General features: G+C 63.6%; 19 protein-coding genes. 12 read left to right on the top strand and 7 right to left on the bottom strand.

All coding sequences use genetic code 11. The features are described 5' to 3' along the window. Nucleotides 1-138 precede the first annotated feature (138 nt). The 4 genes from dnaA to mutM form a co-directional block, all read right to left on the bottom strand. Nucleotides 139-1,689 carry a chromosomal replication initiator protein DnaA gene (gene dnaA / locus CO655_RS23820; RefSeq protein WP_097579644.1) on the bottom strand — a complete coding sequence of 517 codons (1,551 nt, stop codon included), beginning with the start codon at nt 1,687-1,689 and terminating at the stop codon, nt 139-141. A gap of 840 nt (nt 1,690-2,529) precedes the next feature. Beyond that, nucleotides 2,530-2,808: a 30S ribosomal protein S20 gene (gene rpsT, locus CO655_RS23815; RefSeq protein WP_064693542.1), complete on the bottom strand. Its 279-nt coding sequence runs from the start codon at nt 2,806-2,808 to the stop codon at nt 2,530-2,532. A gap of 191 nt (nt 2,809-2,999) precedes the next feature. Continuing rightward, nucleotides 3,000-3,773 carry an enoyl-CoA hydratase gene (locus CO655_RS23810; RefSeq protein WP_097606834.1) on the bottom strand — a complete coding sequence of 258 codons (774 nt, stop codon included), beginning with the start codon at nt 3,771-3,773 and terminating at the stop codon, nt 3,000-3,002. A gap of 20 nt (nt 3,774-3,793) precedes the next feature. Further along, on the bottom strand, nt 3,794-4,684 hold the full coding sequence (gene mutM, locus CO655_RS23805; protein WP_097579495.1) for a bifunctional DNA-formamidopyrimidine glycosylase/DNA-(apurinic or apyrimidinic site) lyase: 891 nt from the start codon (nt 4,682-4,684) through the stop codon (nt 3,794-3,796). Nucleotides 4,685-4,834: 150 nt separating this feature from the next. Here mutM and ubiE point away from each other — a divergent pair, with 150 nt between their 5' ends. From ubiE to CO655_RS23755, 10 genes are all read left to right on the top strand, one after another. Continuing rightward, nucleotides 4,835-5,611 carry a bifunctional demethylmenaquinone methyltransferase/2-methoxy-6-polyprenyl-1,4-benzoquinol methylase UbiE gene (ubiE, locus tag CO655_RS23800; RefSeq protein WP_097667061.1) on the top strand — a complete coding sequence of 259 codons (777 nt, stop codon included), beginning with the start codon at nt 4,835-4,837 and terminating at the stop codon, nt 5,609-5,611. A gap of 48 nt (nt 5,612-5,659) precedes the next feature. Further along, nucleotides 5,660-7,234: a 2-polyprenylphenol 6-hydroxylase gene (ubiB, locus tag CO655_RS23795; protein ID WP_097667059.1), complete on the top strand. Its 1,575-nt coding sequence runs from the start codon at nt 5,660-5,662 to the stop codon at nt 7,232-7,234. A gap of 202 nt (nt 7,235-7,436) precedes the next feature. After that, nucleotides 7,437-9,005, top strand: a complete 1,569-nt coding sequence (locus tag CO655_RS23790) for an aromatic amino acid lyase (RefSeq protein WP_097667057.1) — start codon at nt 7,437-7,439, stop codon at nt 9,003-9,005. 148 nt (nt 9,006-9,153) lie between these two features. After that, complete coding sequence (locus CO655_RS23785; protein ID WP_097667055.1) at nt 9,154-10,533, top strand: amidohydrolase family protein; 1,380 nt, start codon at nt 9,154-9,156, stop codon at nt 10,531-10,533. After that, nucleotides 10,530-11,810 carry a Zn-dependent hydrolase gene (locus CO655_RS23780; protein ID WP_097667053.1) on the top strand — a complete coding sequence of 427 codons (1,281 nt, stop codon included), beginning with the start codon at nt 10,530-10,532 and terminating at the stop codon, nt 11,808-11,810. Before CO655_RS23785 ends, CO655_RS23780 begins: the two co-directional genes overlap by 4 nt. Then, nucleotides 11,791-12,888, top strand: a complete 1,098-nt coding sequence (locus tag CO655_RS23775; RefSeq protein ID WP_097667051.1) for a DUF917 domain-containing protein — start codon at nt 11,791-11,793, stop codon at nt 12,886-12,888. The genes CO655_RS23780 and CO655_RS23775 overlap by 20 nt, the downstream gene beginning before the upstream one ends. 3 nt (nt 12,889-12,891) lie before the next feature. Further along, entirely contained in the window at nt 12,892-13,221 is a 330-nt protein-coding gene (locus CO655_RS23770) for a TfoX/Sxy family protein (protein WP_097667049.1), read from the top strand. Nucleotides 13,222-13,290: 69 nt separating this feature from the next. Then, entirely contained in the window at nt 13,291-14,952 is a 1,662-nt protein-coding gene (locus CO655_RS23765) for a urocanate hydratase (RefSeq protein WP_097667047.1), read from the top strand. 53 nt (nt 14,953-15,005) lie between these two features. Beyond that, nucleotides 15,006-15,248: a type II toxin-antitoxin system VapB family antitoxin gene (gene vapB / locus CO655_RS23760; protein WP_097667045.1), complete on the top strand. Its 243-nt coding sequence runs from the start codon at nt 15,006-15,008 to the stop codon at nt 15,246-15,248. Next, entirely contained in the window at nt 15,245-15,643 is a 399-nt protein-coding gene (locus CO655_RS23755) for a type II toxin-antitoxin system VapC family toxin (protein WP_010033526.1), read from the top strand. Before vapB ends, CO655_RS23755 begins: the two co-directional genes overlap by 4 nt. 21 nt (nt 15,644-15,664) lie before the next feature. Here CO655_RS23755 and CO655_RS23750 read toward each other — a convergent pair whose 3' ends face one another. Beyond that, nucleotides 15,665-16,051, bottom strand: a complete 387-nt coding sequence (locus tag CO655_RS23750) for a VOC family protein (RefSeq protein ID WP_097667043.1) — start codon at nt 16,049-16,051, stop codon at nt 15,665-15,667. Continuing rightward, nucleotides 16,048-17,298 (bottom strand): MFS transporter, encoded by a 1,251-nt coding sequence (locus tag CO655_RS23745; protein WP_097667041.1) that lies wholly within the window; start codon nt 17,296-17,298, stop codon nt 16,048-16,050. The genes CO655_RS23750 and CO655_RS23745 overlap by 4 nt, the downstream gene beginning before the upstream one ends. A 91-nt stretch (nt 17,299-17,389) precedes the next feature. Between CO655_RS23745 and CO655_RS23740 the strand changes: the two genes are divergently transcribed. Continuing rightward, on the top strand, nt 17,390-18,271 hold the full coding sequence (locus tag CO655_RS23740; RefSeq protein ID WP_097667039.1) for a LysR family transcriptional regulator: 882 nt from the start codon (nt 17,390-17,392) through the stop codon (nt 18,269-18,271). Nucleotides 18,272-18,370: 99 nt separating this feature from the next. Then, a complete protein-coding gene (gene coaBC, locus CO655_RS23735; RefSeq protein ID WP_097667037.1) occupies nt 18,371-19,579 on the top strand; it encodes a bifunctional phosphopantothenoylcysteine decarboxylase/phosphopantothenate--cysteine ligase CoaBC in 1,209 nt (402 codons plus the stop codon). 135 nt (nt 19,580-19,714) lie between these two features. On the opposite strand, the gene CO655_RS23730 is transcribed toward coaBC, so the two are convergent. Next, complete coding sequence (locus CO655_RS23730) at nt 19,715-20,527, bottom strand: class II glutamine amidotransferase (protein ID WP_097606819.1); 813 nt, start codon at nt 20,525-20,527, stop codon at nt 19,715-19,717. Between the last annotated feature and the right edge of the window lie 10 nt (nt 20,528-20,537).

Raw genomic sequence — 20,537 nt, 5'->3', positions numbered from 1 at the left:
CGGCGCTTTCATTTTGTCCGATGCGCGCCGCTCCAAATCGGACGTGCACGGCATGGCCGGAGGTATAGAATAAAAAGCTTATAAAGGAAAACGGCCGGAATCGCTCCCGGCCGCCGAATGTCCTCGAAAATCCACCGCTTATTCGTTGATCAGCCGCTTCAGCAGCTCGATTTCGTGCGAAAGCTTGGTGTCTCCCGATATCAGCTCCTCGATCTTGCGCACGGCGTGCAGCACGGTCGTGTGATCACGCCCGCCGAAACGGCGGCCGATCTCGGGGAAGGAGCGCGGCGTCAGCGTCTTCGACAGATACATGGCGATCTGGCGCGGCTTGACGATGACACGGGTGCGGCGATTGGAGACCAGTTCCTGGCGCGAGACATTGTAGTGCCTGGCGACGATGCGCTGGATATCCTCGATGCGCACACGGCGCGGCTCGCCGGAGCCGACGAGATGGGCGAGTAGTTCGTCGACGCGCTCGATCGACAGGTTCGGCTCGAAGGAGCGGCGGAAGATCAGCTGGTTGAAGGCGCCTTCGAGTTCGCGGCCGCTGGCCGTGATGTTGCGGGCGACGTGCTGCAGCAGATCGGCCGGAATTTCGAGCGACGGATCCTCCAGGCGGGCGGCCGCAAGGCGCCGCTTGAGGATTTCGAGACGCATTTCGTAATCCGGCGCATCGAGTTCGATCGCCACACCGCCCTGCAGGCGCGAGCGGACGCGGGGGTCGAGCGATTCCAGCTCCCAGGGCGCGCGGTCGGCAGCGACGACCACCTGCTTGGCGCTGTCGAGCAGCATGTTGAGGAGATGGCAGAATTCGTGCTGGATCATCTTGCCCTGCAGGAACTGCATGTCGTCGATGATCAAGAGGTCGATGTTGCGCAGCGAATCCTTCAGCGTCAGCGCGTCGTTGTCGCGGATCGCGGTGGCGAAGCGCCACATGAAATATTCCGCCGTCAGATAGACGACGCGCAGAGCCCGCGGGTTCTGCACCGCCGCATTGGCGATCGCCTGCAGCAGGTGCGTCTTGCCGAGCCCGACGGTCGAATGGACGAAGAGCGGATTGAAGCGCACGGCGCCCGAACCGGCCTCAGCAATCGTCTTGGCAGCCGCAAGCGCGACGCGATTGGAGCTGCCTTCCACGAAGGTTTCGAAGGTGAAACGGCTATCGAGCGGCGAACCAAAGAGCGGCGAACCAAAGCTTGCCGGCCTTGCGGCGGCAACAGCCGAAACCGTCTGCTGGACGGCCTGGCCGGCCGGCTGGGCGCTTGGCTGGCGGCGCATCTGCGCGGGAGCAGCCGGCTCGGGCTGGACCACCTCGTCGGCGGCCTTCATGCCGCTGCGCGTCGCCGTGCGCACCAGGATTTCGATCTTCAAGATTTCCGGATCTTCGGCCTGGAACAGACCGGTGATGAGATCGAGATAACGATTGTTGATCCACGACTTCAGGAAGGTCGTGGGAACCGACAGGCGAACGACGCTCTTCGATACCGAATGCAGCTTCAACCTGGCAAACCAGCTGGCATAGACATCAGGGCCGACCTGGGCCTTCAAGCGCGCGCTGACGCGCTCGAACAAAATGCTCTGCTTCATTTCCGCCTTTGCTTCCCCCATTTCCAGGCGAATGGAGCCGAATGCCTGCGGTGCCGCATCCCCGTTGTCGTGCCCGCCTGCCGTCATCGTATTCATCTGCATAATGCCGCCTTTCAATTCCACCGGGCGGCCTCCGCTAAAACAGCCGCCCGAGCATTCCCCGCCTTTGACGGGCTGGCGGCATCCTCATGAAGCCACTCGCCTGCCGGTTCACTCAAACATGGCGCAGAACACCGGTGCAGGTACCGCGTTCATGCGGCAACCTTCATCGGCTTCCGTGCCAGGCTGGCGGTCGATCCTCGTTTTCGGCCGACCAGCCCGAACGCAATATTACTATCCCTATCCGGCAGCCTCACGTTAAACGTGTGGTTGCCATAGGCACAAAACATCCCTGCCCCGTAACAGCCACGTTACGGCTCAAATCCGTCGAGTGCTTGAAAAAACGGAAGCGCAAGGCTCCGTAACAAATGGCACAAACTTATCGCCCTGCCGACGTGGCAGTTAAGACCGAGCCTCTGCAGGTGATGTCCGCGCCCTTTGTTGGAAGCCATTTAGGCAGGATCAAATGGCAAGATCAACGATGAATTTTACGCAAAATTAAGATGCGGCCATTGACTCCGCCCGGCCTTTTCGGGCGTCACACCAGCGTCAAAAAAGAATCGCTTTTGAATCAAGGAGATTCCCCGTTCGGGCTATTTTGACACGCAAAGAAAGAAAAAAAATAAAAATCTTCTTGACTCGCCCAGGGTCCCCGGAGCGCAGGCCAGAGTCGCGCAGCGCGAAAGCATCCTTGCGCAAGCCATTGTTTTTTAAGGACTTTTCCTGTCATGGCGCTGACACGAAACAGTCGTGCGATTAACCATGAAGACGCCAATCAGCGGAATCGAAAAAGCCCGGTAAAATTACCGGGCTAATCATAACGAGGAGGTCGTTAACGGAAGATTACGCGGTCGCGGTGACCGAAAGAGCCTTCACACGAGCGGCCAGGCGAGAGACCTTGCGCGATGCCGTGTTGGAGTGCAGCACGCCCTTGCTGGCGGCGCGGGCAAGCTCCGGCTGAGCGGCCAGGAAAGCGGCCTTCGCCTTGTCGGCGTCACCGGATGCGATAGCCTCTTCGACCTGGCGAACGAAAGTGCGAACGCGCGAGCGACGAGCCTTATTGACGTCGGTACGGCGGGCGATCTTGCGGGTCGCTTTTTTCGCCGAAGTTGTATTGGCCATGGATGCCTCTCTCAAGAATTCGAACAAACTCCGCCATTACCGCGGGCCCTGCGGCCACAAAATCCAGCAATGCGGGAGCAATCGCGGAAAACCAGAGCGGCTTTCCGAACCGTGGGCGGGCATATAACCCTAAAGCCGGCCCACGTCAACGCGGATTTTCAAGCTTTCCAGCCGGAAGCACCGAAAACCATTCAACGGTGCTGAAAGGCAGGTTTGCGCTTCTCGACAAAGGCCGCCATGCCTTCTTTCTGATCATCGGTGGCAAAGAGACTGTGAAACAGGCGGCGCTCGAAGCGAAGCCCCTCCTCCAGCGTCGTCTCGAAGGCACGGTTGACCGCCTCCTTGGCCATCATCACCGAGGGCTGCGAAAGCGAGGCGATCTTTTCGGCTGCGGCAAGAGCCTCGTCGAGAAGACGCTCGGGCGCCACCACACGCGAAACGAGTCCCGATCGTTCGGCCTCCGCCGCATCCATCATCCGGCCGGTCAGGACAAGATCCATCGCCTTCGCCTTGCCGACGGCGCGCGTCAGCCGCTGCGAGCCGCCCATGCCGGGGATGACGCCGAGGGTGATTTCCGGCTGGCCGAACTTCGCCGTCTCCGAGGCGATGATGAAATCGCACATCATCGCCAGCTCGCAGCCGCCGCCGAGGGCAAAGCCGCTGACGGCGGCGATGACCGGCTTGCGCGCCTTGGCGATGTCGTCCCAGCCGCTGATGAAGTCACTCTTATAGATGTCGGCGAACTGGAGCGACTGCATCTCCTTGATATCGGCGCCGGCGGCAAAGGCGCGTTCGGAGCCGGTGATGACGATGGCGCCGACCGCCTCGTCGGCATGGAAGCCGGCGTAGGCCGCCTTCAACTCCTTCAGGACGGTGGAATTCAATGCATTCAGCGCCTGCGGGCGGTTCAGCGTGACGAGGCCGATATTGCCTCGGGTTTCGACGATCAGTGTCTCGTAAGCCATGCTGGTCTCCCGGTTCTCTCTTATTTCTGGCAGGCGGCGCAATAGAAGGTGGAGCGACCCGCCTGGACGATACGGGCGACCGTACCGCCGCAGCCGGGCGTGCCGCAAGCCTGACCTTCGCGATCGTAGACGGAGAAGGAATGCTGGAAATAGCCGAGCGATCCGTCCGTCTGGATATGGTCGCGCAGCGACGATCCGCCGGCGGCGATCGCATCGGCGATGACGTCGCGGATCGAGGCGACGAGCAGGCCGAGCTTTTCCTTCGGCTTGCCGCCCGGCGTCACCAGCGTGCCGGCGGCGCGAATCGGCGAAAGATGCGAACGCCACAGCGCCTCGCAGACGTATATATTGCCGAGACCGGCGATGTTCTTCTGGTCGAGAAGCGCGCTCTTCAAGGGCTGCGCCTTGTCGCGGAAACGGTCGGCGAGATAGGCGGCGCCGAGATCGTTTCCCGTCGGCTCCGGGCCGAGATCGCGGAAGAAGGGGTGGGCGGCAAGATCGGCACGTCTTACCATATCCATGAAGCCGAAACGGCGCGGGTCGTTATAGACGACGCGGCGCGGGCCGCCCGAGCCCTCGAGATGAAAGACGACGTGATCGTGCTTCTCGTCCTTGGTGCGGGCATGGTGGAATTCGCCCGGCATCGCCGAGGCCGCACCCTCCTCGATGCGGAAGGAACCGGACATGCCGAGATGGGAAATCAGCGTATTGCCGTCGTCGAGATCGACCAGCAGATATTTGGCGCGGCGGCCAAGCCCGATAATGGTGCGGCCGGAAACCCTGTCCGCCAAGGCATCGGGAAAGGGGAAGCGCAGATCCCTGCGGCGCAGCTCCAGCCTTGCGACGCGAGCCCCCTCCATCGCCGGCGCCAGCCCGCGTTTGACCGTTTCGACTTCTGGCAATTCCGGCATCTTAACCCATCTATATCGAACGTGTTTCAACCGAGGACGATGTGCGCTATAGCGCCAGTGAGCCGCGGAGAGCGCGGCCCAGTGATAACGTCGCGCGCGGTCTTTCGCTATGGCCGCCGTGTCCGAATCTTGAAGGAACGGAGCAGCCTGATGTCAGAAAGCCGCACTTCCGCCGATGGCGGCATGGAGACCTCCTACGGCTTTCGCGAAGTGCCCGGCGGCGAGAAGCAGGGCATGGTCAACCAGGTGTTCCACAAGGTCGCCAAACGCTACGACATCATGAACGACGTCATGTCGATGGGCATGCACCGGGTCTGGAAAGATGCGATGATCGCCGCGCTCAATCCGCGCAAGGAACCGGGCTACAAGGTGCTCGACGTTGCCGGCGGCACCGGCGACATCGCCTTCCGCATCGTCGAGGCTTCGGGCCGGCAGGCGCATGCCACCGTGCTCGACATCAACGGCTCGATGCTCGGCGTCGGCGCCGAGCGGGCGGAAAAGAAGAAGCTTTCCGGCAATCTGACCTTCGTCGAGGCCAATGCCGAGGAACTGCCGTTCGAGGCCGCCAGCTTCAACGCCTATACGATCGCGTTCGGCATCCGCAACGTGCCGCGGATCGATGTCGCGCTGGCTGAGGCCTATCGCGTGCTGAAGCGCGGCGGCCGGCTGCTGGTGCTCGAATTTTCCGAAGTCGACATGCCGTTGCTCGACAAGATCTATGACGCCTGGTCGTTCAACGCCATTCCGCAATTCGGCAAGGCGATCACCGGCGATGCCGAACCCTACCAGTATCTGGTGGAATCGATCCGCAAGTTCCCGAACCAGGAGAATTTCGCGGCGATGATCCGCCAGGCCGGCTTTTCGCGCGTCAGCTACACCAATTATACCGGCGGCATCGCCGCGCTGCATTCCGGCTGGAAGCTCTGAGGGAATGAAGAAAAAAGAGACGAACCTCCGTCACCGGGGCATTCCTGCATGAGCACTTTCGGAGCCTATTTCCGCCTTTGGCGCGTCGGCTGGGTGCTGGTGCGTGAGGGCGTCGTCTCGGCGCTTCCTTCCGAAGGCCTGCCGCCTTCGGTCGCGCTCGCCAAATCCTTCGTCACGATTTTCGAGCGAAGCAAGGCAAAGCATCAGAAGCGCAGCGACCGATTGGCGCAGGCGGTCGAGCGGCTCGGTCCTTCCTATGTGAAGATCGGGCAGTTCCTGGCGACGCGGCCGGATGTCGTCGGCGTCGAATTCGCCAACGACCTGTCGCAGCTGCAGGACCGGATGGCCTTCTTTCCCTCGGCTGCCGCAAAGGCGAATATCGAAGGCTCGCTCGGGCGGCCGATCGGCGAACTCTATGCAAGCTTCGGCGAGCCGATCGCCGCAGCCTCGATCGCCCAGGTACACCCGGCCGAAGTCGAGACATCGCAGGGCCGCAAGAAGGTCGCCGTCAAGATCGTGCGACCCGGCGTGCGCCAGCGTTTTGCGCACGACATCGAGGCCATGTACCTCGTCGCCCATATGCAGGAGCGCTTCATGCCGTCGAGCCGGCGGTTGCGGCCGGTCGAGGTGACGAAGACGCTCGAACAGACGACGAAGGTGGAGATGGATCTTCGCCTGGAGGCGGCAGCGCTTTCGGAGATCGCCGAAAACACCGACAGCGATCCCGGCTTCCGCGTCCCGAAGGTCGACTGGGAGCGCACGGGCCGCGACGTCATCACCATGGAGTGGATCGACGGCACGAGAATGTCTGACGTCGAGGGGCTGCGCGCGGCCGGCCACGATCTCAACCTGCTCGCCGACACGCTGATCCAGTCGTTCCTGCGCCATACGCTGCGCGACGGCTTCTTCCATGCCGACATGCATCCGGGCAATCTGTTCGTCGATGCCGGTGGCATGATCGTCGCCGTCGACATGGGTATTGTCGGGCGGCTCGGCAAGAAGGAACGGCGGTTCCTCGCCGAAATCCTCTACGGCTTCATCACCCGCGATTACATTCGCGTCGCCGAGGTGCATTTCGAGGCGGGCTATGTGCCCGGCCACCACAATGTCGAGAGCTTCGCCCAGGCGATCCGGGCGATCGGCGAGCCGATCCATGGACAGCCGGCCGAGACGATCTCGATGGGCAAGCTGCTGACGCTGCTTTTCGAAGTGACCGAACTCTTCGACATGGCGACACGGCCGGAATTGGTGATGCTGCAGAAGACCATGGTCGTCGTCGAAGGCGTGTCACGCATGCTCAACCCGCGCTTCAACATGTGGAAGGCCTCCGAGCCCGTCGTCGGCGACTGGATTCGCAACAATCTCGGGCCGAAGCGGATCGCCACCGATCTCAAGGACGGGCTGAAGGCGGCGGTCAAGCTTGCCGAAGCCGTGCCGGAAATTTCGGCGAAGACCGAAAAATTCCACCATCAGCTTCTGCATATGAGCGAGCACGGCCTGCGTTTCGACGAGGAGACGGCCGAGGCGATCGGCAAGGCCGAAGCACGGCACAACCGCTCGGCCAGAATCGCGCTGTGGGTCATCGCATTGACGCTTCTCTATATTGCCTGGATGCTGAGCTGACCGCCTCCCGATAGCATGCTGTGTTCGGCATTTAGGATATCCCATGTGACGGAGGGCTCGCTTAGTCTCACCGTTAGAGCATGATGCCGAAAAGTGTGAGCGGTTTTCGGGCGACATCATGCTCTGGCTCTTTAATTTGGAACAGGATTCAAATTTTCGGCCGAACCGGCCTAAAATCATCCTGTTCTAGGAGATCTGGCACATGCAGCACGAACGCCCCGGCATCGAACTTTCCGGACGACCGCTCGGTTTTGCCGAGATGGTGACCATCGGTGCGGGCAAGGCGGCGATTTCTGCTTCGGCAACCGGCATGGCCCGCATCGCCATCGCCCGCGAGATCGTCGAGGATGCGATTGCTTCGGGCATGCCGGTCTACGGCTCGACCACAGGTGTCGGCGCCATGAAGGATGTGGAGTGGTCGGCCGACGAACTCGACACCTTCAATCTCGGCCTGGTGCGCGCCCATCATTTCGGCACCGGCACGCCGTTTTCCTGCAACGTCGTGCGCAACGCCATGGCGATCCGCGTCAATACGGCGCTGACCGGCCAGGTCGGCTGCACGCCGGAGCTGATCGAGGCCTATATCAGGATGCTCGAGGCCGATCTCATTCCGGTCGTGCGCCGCACCGGCTCGATCGGCTGCGCCGATATCGGCCTGATGGGGCAGATCGGCGCAGTGCTGACCGGCGTCGGCGAAGCGGTCTATCGCGGCCAGCGGATGCAGGCGGCCGACGCCTTCCGGGCGGCAGGGCTGGAACCGGTGCGGATGGCGCCGCGCGACAGCCTCGCCTCGCTCAGCGTCAATGCCGTGAGCTTTGCCGCGGCGGCGGAAACGACACGCAATGCGGCGGCCTCGATCCGCGTCCTGCTGGCGACGGCGATGATGGCGGCCGGCGCGCTCGGTGCCTCCCGCGATCCCTGGAAGGCCGTCCGCCATGTCGGCACAGCGCGCGAGGCGCTGATCGGCGCCTGGCTCTGCAATGCGTCGGAGGACTGGAACTGGCCGGTCGCGACGCACGTGCAGGACCCCCTCAGCCTGCGCATGATCGCCCAGGTGTTCGGTGCCGTCATCGAAAACCTGCTGTCGACCGGCCACAAGATCCTTGCCGCCACCGGCCGCTCGGACGACAATCCCGTGGTGGTGGAAGGCAGGGTGATGACCTCGGGCGGGTCGCTGCCGCTCGACGTGACCATCCTGCTCGAATCGGCGGCGCTGTGCATGGCGCATGCGGCACGCAACGCCTTCAACCGCTGCGTCATTCTCGGCAACGGCCAGCGGCGCGACCTGCCGGTCAATCTGGTGCCGCCGGGTCGGATCGCCACCGGCTTCGGGCCGATCATCAAGCTTGCCGGCGAGATCTTCTCGCGCGTCCTGTCGATGTCCGGTCCCGTTTCGGCGCAGTCGCTGGTCGTGGCGGCCGGCCTGGAGGACGAGGCGGCCTTCCTGCCGCTCGTCATCGAGCGCTTCGAGCGGCAGATGCAGGCGCTGAAGCGGCTTGCGGCACTCGAGGCGCTGCTGTCGGCCCAGGCAATCGACATTCTCGGAGACGAACCGAAGGGCGTCGCCGGCATGCTTTATCAGGTCGTGCGCAAACACGCGGCTTTTTATACCGTCGACCGGCCGCTTTCGGCCGAGGTGGAGGCGATCGAGGAAGAGCTCGGATCGGACGATTTTCTGGCAAAATTGACCGAGCAGGTGCCGATCGCTTCGTTCGACGACTTCTTCGCACTCGGCTCGCCGGAGCCCATCGAGGAGCGGCTGGCCAGCTGAACAGGATGATGTCAGGCGCCAGGGCCTGAAAATTGGGATCCTGTTCTACATTAACCAGTCGGGGCATGAATGCAGTGCGAAAGCAGCTCGCGCTTTTGGCGTCCTGCCCCGGCCGGCAACAGTCTGACTTCATTCTAGGAGGAACGGCATGGACTTCGATCTCGTTCTGCAGGGCACGGTGGTGCTGCCGGACTGCATTCTCGAAGAGGGCTATGTCGCCGCCCGCGACGGCAAGATCGCCGAGGTCGGCCTCGGCGTGCCGCCGGCGGCGCGTGAACGGCATCTGCTCGGCAAAGCGCTGATCCTGCCCGGCGCGATCGACGCCCAGGTGCATTCGCTTTCCCAGAAGAACCAGGAAGACTTCATCTGGTCGACGCGGTCGGCAGCGGCCGGCGGCGTGACAACGATCGTCGACATGCCCTATGACGAGGGCGATCTCGTCTGCTCGGCGGCGGCGGTCAAACGCAAGATCGACCATGCCGGGCAGCAGGCGCGCGTCGACTTCGCGCTTTACGGCACCGTCGATCCTGAGGAAGGCCCGGCGCGGATCGGCGAGATGGTCGAGGCGGGCGTCGCCGCCTTCAAATTCTCGACGTTCGGCACCGATCCCAAGCGTTTTCCGCGCATCCCCCCGGCCCTGCTCGACGCCTGCTTTGCCGCCATCGCACCGACGGGGCTGACAGCAGGCGTGCACAATGAGGACGACGAGGCGGTGCGCAGCTATGTCGCGCAGGTGAAGGCGCGCGGCATCACCGACTGGCGGGCGCACGGCCTGTCGCGGCCACCGATCACCGAACTCCTGGCGATGCACACGATCTTCGAAATGGGTGCCGCCACCGGCTGCCCCGCGCATGTGGTGCATTGCTCGCTCGGGCGCGGCTACGATATCGCCCGCGCCTATCGGCGTGACGGCTTTGCGGCGACGGTCGAATGCTGCATCCATTATCTGACGCTCGACGAAGAGAACGACGTCAAGCGCCTCGGCGGCAAGGCGAAGATCAATCCGCCGCTGCGGCCACGCGCCGAGGTGGAGACGCTCTGGCGGAAGGTGGCCGACGGCGATGTCTGGCTGGTTTCGACCGATCACGTCAGCTGGTCGGAGAACCGCAAGACCAATCCCGACATGCTCGCCAACGCATCCGGCGTGCCGGGCCTCGAGGTGATGGTGCCGCTTTTCGTCAAAGGCGCGATCGAGCGCGGCATTCCGCTGACTTGGGCGGCCAGGCTGATGGCGGAGAATCCGGCGAAGCATTTCCGGCTCGACCATATCAAGGGGGCGCTGACGCCGGGCAAAGATGCCGATATCACCGTGCTGGAACCGCGCGACAGCATCTATGATGCATCGGCAAGCGGCAACAATGTCGTCGGCTGGAGCCCCTATAACGGCATTGCCCTGCCCTGGACGGTTGCGGCCACCTACCTGCGCGGCGAAAAGATCGCCGAGGGCGGCAAGGTGCTGGCCAAACCCGGCACCGGCCGGTTCGTCCGACCGCCGTCGCGCCACGTCATTGCGGGAGCCGGTTCATGAGCCGCAATCTTCCCGTCAATGCCAACAGGATCGCTGAGGATATCGAGGCGCTGGCCGCGATCACCGAGCCGGGGCATCCCTGGACGCGGCGGGCCTTCTCGCCGCTCTTTCGCGAAGGCCGCAGCTATCTCGAAGCGCAGATGAAGGCGGCCGGACTGGAAACGCGGATCGACGCGGCCGGCAATCTGATCGGCCGGCGCACCGGCCGTAAACCATGGCTCGGCACGATCATGCTCGGTTCGCATTCCGACACGGTGCCGGACGGCGGCCGCTTCGACGGCATTGCCGGCGTGATCGCGGCGCTTGAGGTGGCACGAGCGCTCAGCGACCAGAGCATCGAACTCGATCACGATCTGGAGGTCGTCGATTTCCTCGCTGAAGAAGTCAGCATCTTCGGCGTCTCCTGCATCGGCAGCCGCGGCATGACCGGGCAATTGCCGGAGGCCTGGCTTTCGCGCGTCAGCGGCGATCTCGATCTTGCCGGGGGCATTGCCCAGGTGGGCGGCGAGCCGGGTGTGCTGGCGCAGCAGAAGAGGCCGGATATTGCCGGCTTTCTCGAGCTGCACATCGAGCAGGGGCCGGTGCTCGAAGCCGAACGGAAGGATATCGGCATCGTCACCGCGATATCAGGCATCACCCGCATCGAAATTGCCGTCGAGGGGCGAGCCGACCATGCCGGCACGACGCCGATGGACCGGCGGGCGGATGCGCTGGTGGCGGCATCGCAGCTGGTGCTCGACATTCGCAACGCCGCCGCCGAACTTGCCAGAACGCCGGGGCATTTTGCGGCGACGGTCGGCGAATTCAGGATCGAGCCGAATGCCGCCAATGTCGTGCCGTCGAAGGTCGTGCTGCTGATCGACGGGCGCGCGGAAATCCGCGCCGACATGGAGGCCTTCTGCCGCTGGCTCGACGGCCATGTCGAAAAGCTGGCGACCGCCTATGGCGTGAGGATCGAGGCGCCGAACCGGGTATCCGACAATCTGCCGACGCCGGGCGATGCCGGGCTGCTTTCGACGCTCGAGGCCGCCTGCGAGCGCGTCGGCGCAAAACATCGGCGCATGGCCTCGGGCGCCGGACACGACACGGCCTGGATCGCCAAGGTGGCGCCGGCGGCCATGATCTTCGTGCCCTGCCGGGCAGGCCGCAGCCATTGCGCCGACGAGTGGGCCGACAATGACGACATCGCGCTCGGCGCCGCCGTGCTGTTCGAGGCGGTGCGCGAGATGGACACGGATTCGAAGCGGGAGAAGGCCGATGGGACGCATACTGGTTGAGAAGGACGTCGAAGCCGCCGTCAAGGGCGGCTCCGTCTATGCCGCCGGCGGCGGCGGCTGGGCCGATCACGGGCGGATGCTCGGGCTTGCGGCCGTCAATGCCGGCAAGCCGGAGCTGGTGTCGATCGACGAGCTGCGGGACGAGGACTGGATCGCGACGGCTGCCGCCATCGGCGCGCCGGCCTCCACCACGCCCTGGGAAATGCAGGGCATCGATTATGTGAAGGCCGTGCAACTCCTGCAGGAGGCGCTGGGCGAAAAGCTTTCCGGGCTGATCATCGGCCAGAACGGCAAATCCTCGACGCTGAACGGCTGGCTGCCCTCGGCGATCCTCGGCACCAAGGTGGTCGATGCGGTCGGCGATATCCGCGCCCATCCGACCGGCGACATGGGCTCGATCGGCATGGCCGGCTCACCCGAGCCGATGATCCAGACGGCCGTCGGCGGCAATCGCGCCGAAAACCGGTATATCGAACTGGTGGTGAAGGGGGCGACGGCGAAGATCTCGCCGGTGCTGCGCGCCGCCGCCGATCAATCCGGCGGCTTCATCGCCAGCTGCCGTAACCCGCTCAGAGCCTCCTATGTCCGCAGCCATGCGGCACTCGGCGGCATCTCGATGGCGCTTGCGCTCGGAGAGGCGATCATCGCGGCGGAGAAACGCGGCCGGTCCGATGTCATCGACGCGATCTGCAAGACGACGGGCGGGCATATCCTCGCCGAAGGCGTCATCTCTCGAAAAGACGTCGTCTACACCAGGGAAGCCTTCGACATCGGCACGGTCACCGTCGGTTCGGGGGCAAATTCGGTGACGCTGCATGTGATGAACGAATATATGGCGGTGGACGACGCCGATGGCGGCCGGCTTGCCACCTTCCCCGCGGTGATCACCACGCTGTCGCCCGAGGGTGAGCCGCTCAGCGTCGGCCAGCTTAGGGAAGGCATGTCCGTCTTCATCCTGCATGTGCCGAAGGATATCATCCCGCTGTCGGCAAGCGTGCTCGATCCCACCGTCTATCCCGTCGTCGAAAAGGCGATGGGGATCGAGATCGCCCGCTATGCTTTGGAAACGAAGGCCTGAGCCATGACGCGCGATCCCGGCCTCGAAGAACTGCTGCGCGAGGAACTCGGCGACCGGCCGGGGCTTACCGAAAAATCCATGTTCGGCGGCCGGGCCTTTCTGCTGAACGGCAATCTGCTTTGCGGTGCGCGCAGTGACGGCATGCTGATCCGCCTCGGCAAGGGCAATGACGGCTGGGCGCTGGCCCTGCCCGGCGTGATCCAGATGCTCTCCGGCGAACGGGTGATGCAGGGCTGGGTGCGGGCGACGGCCGAGGTTTACGGCGACGATGCGCTGAGACGGCGTTTGCTCGATGGCGCGCTCGCCTATGTGGAATCGCTGCCGGAGAAGTAAAGACTGAGCTTTTCCCCTTCTCCCCAATGGGGAGAAGAGAAAGAGCAGAGACGCAAAAAGGAACCCACGATGCCGAAAGCCAATCCGCGTCATCCGAAATTTCCGATTCCCGGCGGGCCGGAGCTGCGCGCCAGGGGCTGGCGGCAAGAGGCGCTGCTGCGGCTTCTGGAAAACGTCCTGTCGGTCGGCGAAGACCCTGACAATCTCGTGGTCTATGCCGCGCTCGGCAAGGCGGCCCGCAGCTGGGCGGCGCATAAGGGCATCGTCAAGGCGCTGACCGAGATGGAGGAGGACCAGACGCTGCTGATCCAGTCCGGTAAGCCGATCGGGCTGGTGAAGACGCATGCCAGGGCGCCGCTCGTCATCATGGCGAACTGCAATATCGTCGGGCAATGGGCGAAAGCCGAGGTATTCTACGAGCTGCAGCGCAAGGGCCTGATCTGCTGGGGCGGACTGACGGCGGGCGCCTGGCAATATATCGGCAGCCAGGGCGTCATCCAGGGAACCTACGAGATCTTCATGCGCATTGCCGAGCGGCGCTTCGGCGGCGATCTCGCCGGCCGCTTCGTGCTGACGGCCGGTCTCGGCGGCATGGGCGGGGCGCAGCCGCTCGCCGGCCGCATGGCGGGCGCTGCGATCCTCTGCGTCGACATCGATCCGGAGCGCGCCCGCAAGCGCCAGCAGATCGGTTATCTCCAGGAGATCGCGCCCGATCTCGATACCGCCCTTGAAATGATCGATGCGGCGGTGAAGGACAGGCGGGCGCTCTCCGTCGGCCTCGTCGGCAATGCGGCGGAGGTCTATCCCGAAATCGCAAGGCGCGGCATCGTGCCCGATATCGTCACCGACCAGACCTCGGCGCACGATCTGGTCTATGGCTATGTGCCGAAGGGCATGAGCCTCGATCAGGTGAGAGAACTGCGCGACGATGGCCAGGGGCAGTTGATGGCGGCAAGCCGCGCTTCGATCGTCGATCATGTCACGGCGATGCTGGATTTCCAGAAACGCGGCTCCGAGGTCTTCGACAACGGCAACCTGATCCGCACCCAGGCGAAAGAGGGCGGCGTCACCAATGCCTTCGACATTCCGATCTTCACCGAGGCCTATCTGAGGCCGCTCTTTGCCCGGGCGATCGGCCCCTTCCGCTGGATGGCGCTGTCGGGCGAGGAGAGCGATATCGCCCGCACCGACGATCTGCTGCTCGAGATGTTTCCCGACAACAAGATCATCACCAACTGGATCCGGTTGGCCCGCGAGCACGTTCCCTTCGAGGGGCTGCCGGCCCGCATTGCCTGGCTCGGCCACGGCGAACGCACGATGCTGGCGCGGCGCGTCAATGCGCTGGTCGCAGGCGGCGAACTGAAAGGTCCCGTCGCCTTTTCCCGCGACCATCTCGATGCCGGCGCCATGGCGCATCCCAATATCATGACCGAGCGGATGAAGGACGGTTCGGATGCGATCGCCGACTGGCCGCTGATCGATGCGATGATGCTCTGCTCGTCGATGGCCGATCTCGTCGTCGTCCATTCCGGCGGCGGCGGCTATGCCGGCTACATGACGAGCTGCGGCGTCACCGTCATCGCCGACGGCACCGAAGCCGCCGACGAGCGGCTCGACCACGCGCTGACCAACGACACCGCCTTGGGCGTCATGCGGTATGCTGACGCGGGCTACGAAGAGGCGCTGGATGAGGTGGTGAAGAAGGACGTGCCCTATATCCGTCTGGATTGAAATGTAAGTCGAATTGCTATATATCATTGTCATATCTCACCGAGGGCCGTGACATGGAAACCGCAAAAATCTTCTGGTCAGGGCGTTCGCAAGCCGTCCGCTTGCCGAAGGAATTCCGCTTTGATGGCGAGAGTGTCACCATCCGGCGCCAAGGGCGTGCGATCGTTCTCGAACCGATTTCCGACAATTGGGATTGGCTGGCTGACGTGATCGGTCCGGTCGATCCCGACTTCGCGACAGCAGCAGAAGAGCAGCCTGCGCAACAGGAACGACCTGACCTCGACTTCTTCAAATGAAGTACCTGCTCGATACAAATGCCGTCATTGCCTTGATAAAGGGCAATGACCGCCTCATCGCCGAACTGCGCAAGCACACACCAACGGATTTCGCCATGCCGGCGATCGTCGCGCATGAACTCTTTTACGGCGCTTACAAAAGTCTGCATATCGATGAGAATCTGGCGCGGATCGATGCGCTACAATTCGCCATCCTGGAATTTGACCGGAACGACGCGCGCAAGGCCGGAGAAGTTCGCGCAGCGCTGCGAGCATCGGGAACGCCCATCGGCCCCTATGACGTCCTGATTGCCGGGCAGGCCGCTGCGCGCGGCCTCGTCCTGATCACCCGCAATCTGAGGGAGTTCGAGCACGTGGCGGACCTGCAGGTAGAGAATTGGGAAGGCTCGCCTTGATCGGTTTATCCAGGCGGCGCATCAATCGATCAGATTGGAAACCTCGATGAGATTGCTGTCAGGATCTCGGAAATAAACCGAACGCAACCGTCCGGTGGCGCCGGTGCGTTCGACCGGACCTTCCTCAATCACAATGCCCGATGCCCGCAGATGGGCGATGACGTCGACAATCGGCGTTTCGGCGATGAAGCAGAGGTCGCCGGAGCCGGGGATTGGACGTCTGGCCTTGGGTTCGAATTCGTGGCCGGCCTGATGCAGATTGATCTTCTGGCGGCCGAATTTCAGTGCCTTGCGGCCCCCCGCGAAGGTTTCGACCGACATGCCGAGGATGCGGGAATAGAAATCGCAGGTGGCTGCGATATCGGCGACGGTCAGCACGAGATGATCGAGACGGTCGATGCGGATCATGCTTTTTCCCTTGCAAGACGCTGCGCGGCACAGGCGGAGATAAAGGCGAGCGTCAGCAGGACAAGGGTGAAGGCGACGACGGCGGCCCAGCCGTTGATTGCCCAGAACCAGCCACCCGCCGAGCCCATGAGGCTGGAGCCGACATAATAGGCGAGCATATAGAGCGACGAGGCGTGGCCTTTGGTGCCATGCGCCAGCCTGCCGACGAGGCCGCTGGCGATGGAATGGCTCATGAAGAAGCCGGCCGTCAGCACGATAATGCCGAGGATGATCGCTGGCAGCGCGAGGGAGAGCGTCAGCGCGCAGCCGGCGGCGGTCAGCGCCAGGCCGAAGAGCAGCACAGAGAAGTGCCCGATCCGGTCTCCGATGAGGCCGCCGATCGAGGCGGCGCCGATGCCGAAGAGATAGACGGTGAAGATCAGGCCGAGTTCGGTCTGGTTGAGGCTATAGGGCGGCGCCACGAGACGGAAGCCGGCATAATTGTAGATCGTCACGAAGGAGCCCATCGCCAGGAAGGCGATGGCGAAGACGAAGGGCAGCGCCGGATTTTTGAGATGACCGAGCCAGGCCTTCGCATGAAAGCGCGGATCGAAGCCCGGCCGGCGGACGAAATTCCTCGACCGCGGCAGCAGGGCGATGAAGCCGAGCGCCGCGGCAAGGCCGATGGCGCCGATGAGGAACAGCGCCGGCCGCCAGCCGAGATATTCGGCGAAGATGCCGGTCAGCACGCGGCCGGACATGCCGCCGAAGGCCGTGCCGCCGACATAAAGGCCCATGCTGGCGCCGAGGCCGCGCGGATCGATCTCCTCGGCGAGATAGGCCATGGCGACGGCAGGCACGCCGCCGAGAACGAAGCCCTGCAAGGCGCGGATGACGAGCAGCAGATGCCAGTTCGGGGCAAAGGCGGTGGCGATCGCCAGCAAGGCTGCACCGAGCAGCGATATCGACATCAGGCTGCGGCGGCCGAGGCCCTCCGAGACGGCAGCGGCGCAGATGATGGCGACTGCCAGGAAGCCGGTGGAGAGCGACAGCGACAGCGAGCTTTCGGCCGGACTGACGGAAAATTCCTGCGAAAAGATCGGCAGCAGCGGCTGCACGCAATAAAGCAGCGAGAAGGTGGAAAAGCCGGAGAGGAAAAGGGCCAGGCTGGCGCGGCGATAGGCGCCGGTGCCGCGGGTCAGATAGGACCTCTGTCCCGCGATCGCGGTTTCCTCAGGGCGCTTTGCTGCATAGGCTGGCTTCGGCATGGATCCATCCTTCCAGCCTCCGATCTAGTCAGCGTCCCTTCATTTGTCCAATATATGGAAACGACGATTTCAATATGTTTTGGAGATGGCCATGGAGCTGCGGCACCTGAGATATTTCCTTGCGGTGGCGGAGGAACGCAATTTCACCCGCGCCGCAGGCAAACTTGGCATCGGGCAGCCACCGCTCAGCCAACAAATCCGCGACCTGGAAACGGAAGTGGGTGCGGCGCTGTTCCACCGCGTGCCGCATGGCGCAGAGCTGACGGCGGCAGGTGCAGCGTTTCTCGGTGAGGCAAAAGCGGCGCTCGCGGCAGCGGAGAAGGCGAAGCTTGCCGCGCAAAGCGCCAATCGCGGCGAGACCGGTCGGCTGTCGCTCGGCTTCACCGCATCCTCCGCCTTCAATCCCGTGGTCAGCACCACGATCCGCCGCTTCCGAGCGCGCTGGCCGGAGGTGCAGCTGTCGCTGACGGAGATGAACACGCTGGCGCTGATGCAGAAGCTGGAACGCGGCGAGTTGGACGCCGCCTTCATGCGCCCGAGCCTCGAAGACCCCGCCGGCATCCGGCTGCGTCGGCTTGAAGATGAACCGATGGTGATCGCCCTGCCCGCCAGCCACCGGCTGGCACGGCATCGCAGCCTGCCGCTTGCGGCCCTGGCCGACGAACCTTTCATCCTCTTTCCCAGGCTCGTCGGATTGAGCCTTTACGACGATGTCGTGCTTGCCTGCCGTAAGGCGGGATTCGAGCTCACCGTGGCGCAGGAGGCGCCGCAGATTTCCTCCGTCGTCAATCTGGTGGCGGCCGATCTCGGCGTGTCGATCGTGCCGGCGTCGATCTCGCAGATCAAACTTCAGGGTGTTGTCTACACGCCGATCGAGGGGCCGCCGGCCATCGCGCGCCTGGCGCTGGCGATGCTGAGGACGCATCGCTCGCCGGTTACAGAGAACCTGATGAGCCTGCTCAGTGATGAATGACGTCGCAAGGCAGAACAGGAGCGTCCGTACTCGATTGCATGTTCTGCGCCAAAGGCTTAGGGTCGAGGCCGGGCAAAAAAAGGCGACGGGTAGAAAGCCATGGCTCTCAGCGGCAAACGCATCCTCCTCATCATCTCAGGCGGCATCGCCGCCTATAAGAGCCTGGATCTGATCCGCCGGCTGCGTGAGCGCGGTGCGAGCGTTCGTCCCATCATGACCAAGGGGGCGCAGGAATTCGTCACGCCGCTTGCCGTCGGTGCCCTGGCGGCGGATCATGTCTTCATCGATCTGTTTTCACGGCAGGACGAACAGGATGTCGGCCATATCAGGCTGGCGCGCGACTGCGATCTCGTGCTGATTGCGCCCGCCAGCGCCGACCTGATGGCGAAGATGGCGAACGGGCTTGCCGACGATCTCGCCTCGACGGTGCTGCTCGCAACAGCGAGGCCGGTGCTTGCGGCTCCGGCGATGAACCCGAGAATGTGGGCACATCCGGCCACCCGGCGCAATGCGGCGAGGCTGAGGGACGATGGCGTTCGCTTTGTCGGGCCGATGGCCGGCGAGATGGCGGAGAGCCAAGAGGCCGGGCTCGGCCGGATGGCGGAGCCGCTTGACATCGTCGCCGCCGCCGAAACCATGCTCGATGACGGGGAAAAGCCGCTGAAAGGCCGCAAGGCGATCGTCACATCAGGACCGACGCATGAACCGATCGATCCGGTGCGTTACATCGCCAACCGCTCCTCCGGCCGGCAGGGCCATGCGATCGCCGCAGCCCTTGCCAAGCTCGGCGCCGAGGTGACGCTCGTCTCCGGGCCGGTGACGATCGCCGATCCCGTCGGCGTCCACACCATCCATGTCGAGCGGGCGGAGGAAATGCGTGATGCCGTGCTGGCGGCGCTGCCGGCCGATATCGCCGTCATGGTGGCGGCGGTGGCGGACTGGCGCGTCGCCTCGGCCGCCGATCAGAAGCTGAAGAAACATCCGGGCGAATCCATTCCGACGCTGGCCCTGACTGAAAATCCCGACATCCTCAAAACCGTCGGCCATCACACGATGCGGCCGAAACTGGTGATCGGCTTTGCCGCCGAGACGCAGGATGTGGAGAGCAATGCGAGGGCGAAACTCGAGCGCAAGGGCGCCGACATGATCGTCGCCAACGACGTTTCTCCGGCGACCGGCATCATGGGCGGCAGCCGCAACAGCGTCAGACTCATCCGTCACGACAGTGTCGAGCGGTGGCCTGACCTGGCGAAGGAAGAGGTTGCCGAAAGGCTGGCGGCGCTGATCGCCGAGCGTTTCCGCGGATAGTTATAGCATGTCTCGCAAAAGTGTGCAGCGGTTTTGCGATAAAGACATGCGTGAAAACAAAGACCTAAAGCGTGAAAAGCGAATCTGAAAGATCGCGACACGCTTTAGAAAATCGCTTTCGATTTTCGACGACGACTATGCGGAGACGGCCAAAGGCTGCAACTTGGCGACGCTCCGATTTTCCGGCCGGAAATCCGCGACGTCGATGCCGTTTTTGCCGACGGTGACGGCGCTGCCATCGGGAATTTCCGCCCAGGCGTCGACATCGTCGTTCAACGGCTCGGAGACGAGGCAATAGCCGGCGCCGACCGGCGAGGCATAGAGCGTCGGCGCCTTGCGATCGGTGGCGTAGCGGATCGCATAGAGCGTATTGCCGTCGGAGAAGGCGGCGGTAAAGCGCAGCAGGATCGAGCCGATGATGTTCTCGGCCAGGTTTTCGACGAAGCCGACCATAGCAGACATCGCGGCGATCGGCGCCTCGCGCAGGCCGAACTGCAGCGCCAGCAGGAACATCAGCTCGGAATCGGTCGTGCCGCTGCGGACATTAAACAACTCGTCGTCGAGCATCGCCTCCATCGGCCGGCGCAGGCGCTCGAAGCCTGAAATCTGGCCGTTATGCATGAAGGACCAGGTATCGTGGGTAAAAGGGTGGCAGTTGTCGCGGCGCGTGCCGCCGCCTGTGGCGGCGCGGACATGGGCGAGGAAGAGCGGCGAACGGATCTGCCGCGCCAGGCTCTTCAGATTGCAGTCCGACCATGCCGGCAGGATATCGCGGTAGCGGCCGGGCTCGGGCCTGTCGCCATACCAGGCGATGCCGAAGCCATCACCATTGGTCGCCGTCTTGGCGCGGGTAGCGCAATGGGACTGCTCGATCAGCGAATGGGCGGGCGAGGATACCAGCTCCTCGAGATAGAGAGGGTCTCCGCGATAGGCTGCCCAGCGACACATGGCTTTTGCT

Origin of the sequence: Rhizobium sp. M1 (assembly GCF_002531805.1) — a bacterium.
Classification (GTDB): domain Bacteria; phylum Pseudomonadota; class Alphaproteobacteria; order Rhizobiales; family Rhizobiaceae; genus Rhizobium; species Rhizobium etli_C.
The sequence above is the reverse complement of the archived record's forward strand: the minus strand, read 5'-3'. Positions and strand labels throughout refer to the sequence as shown.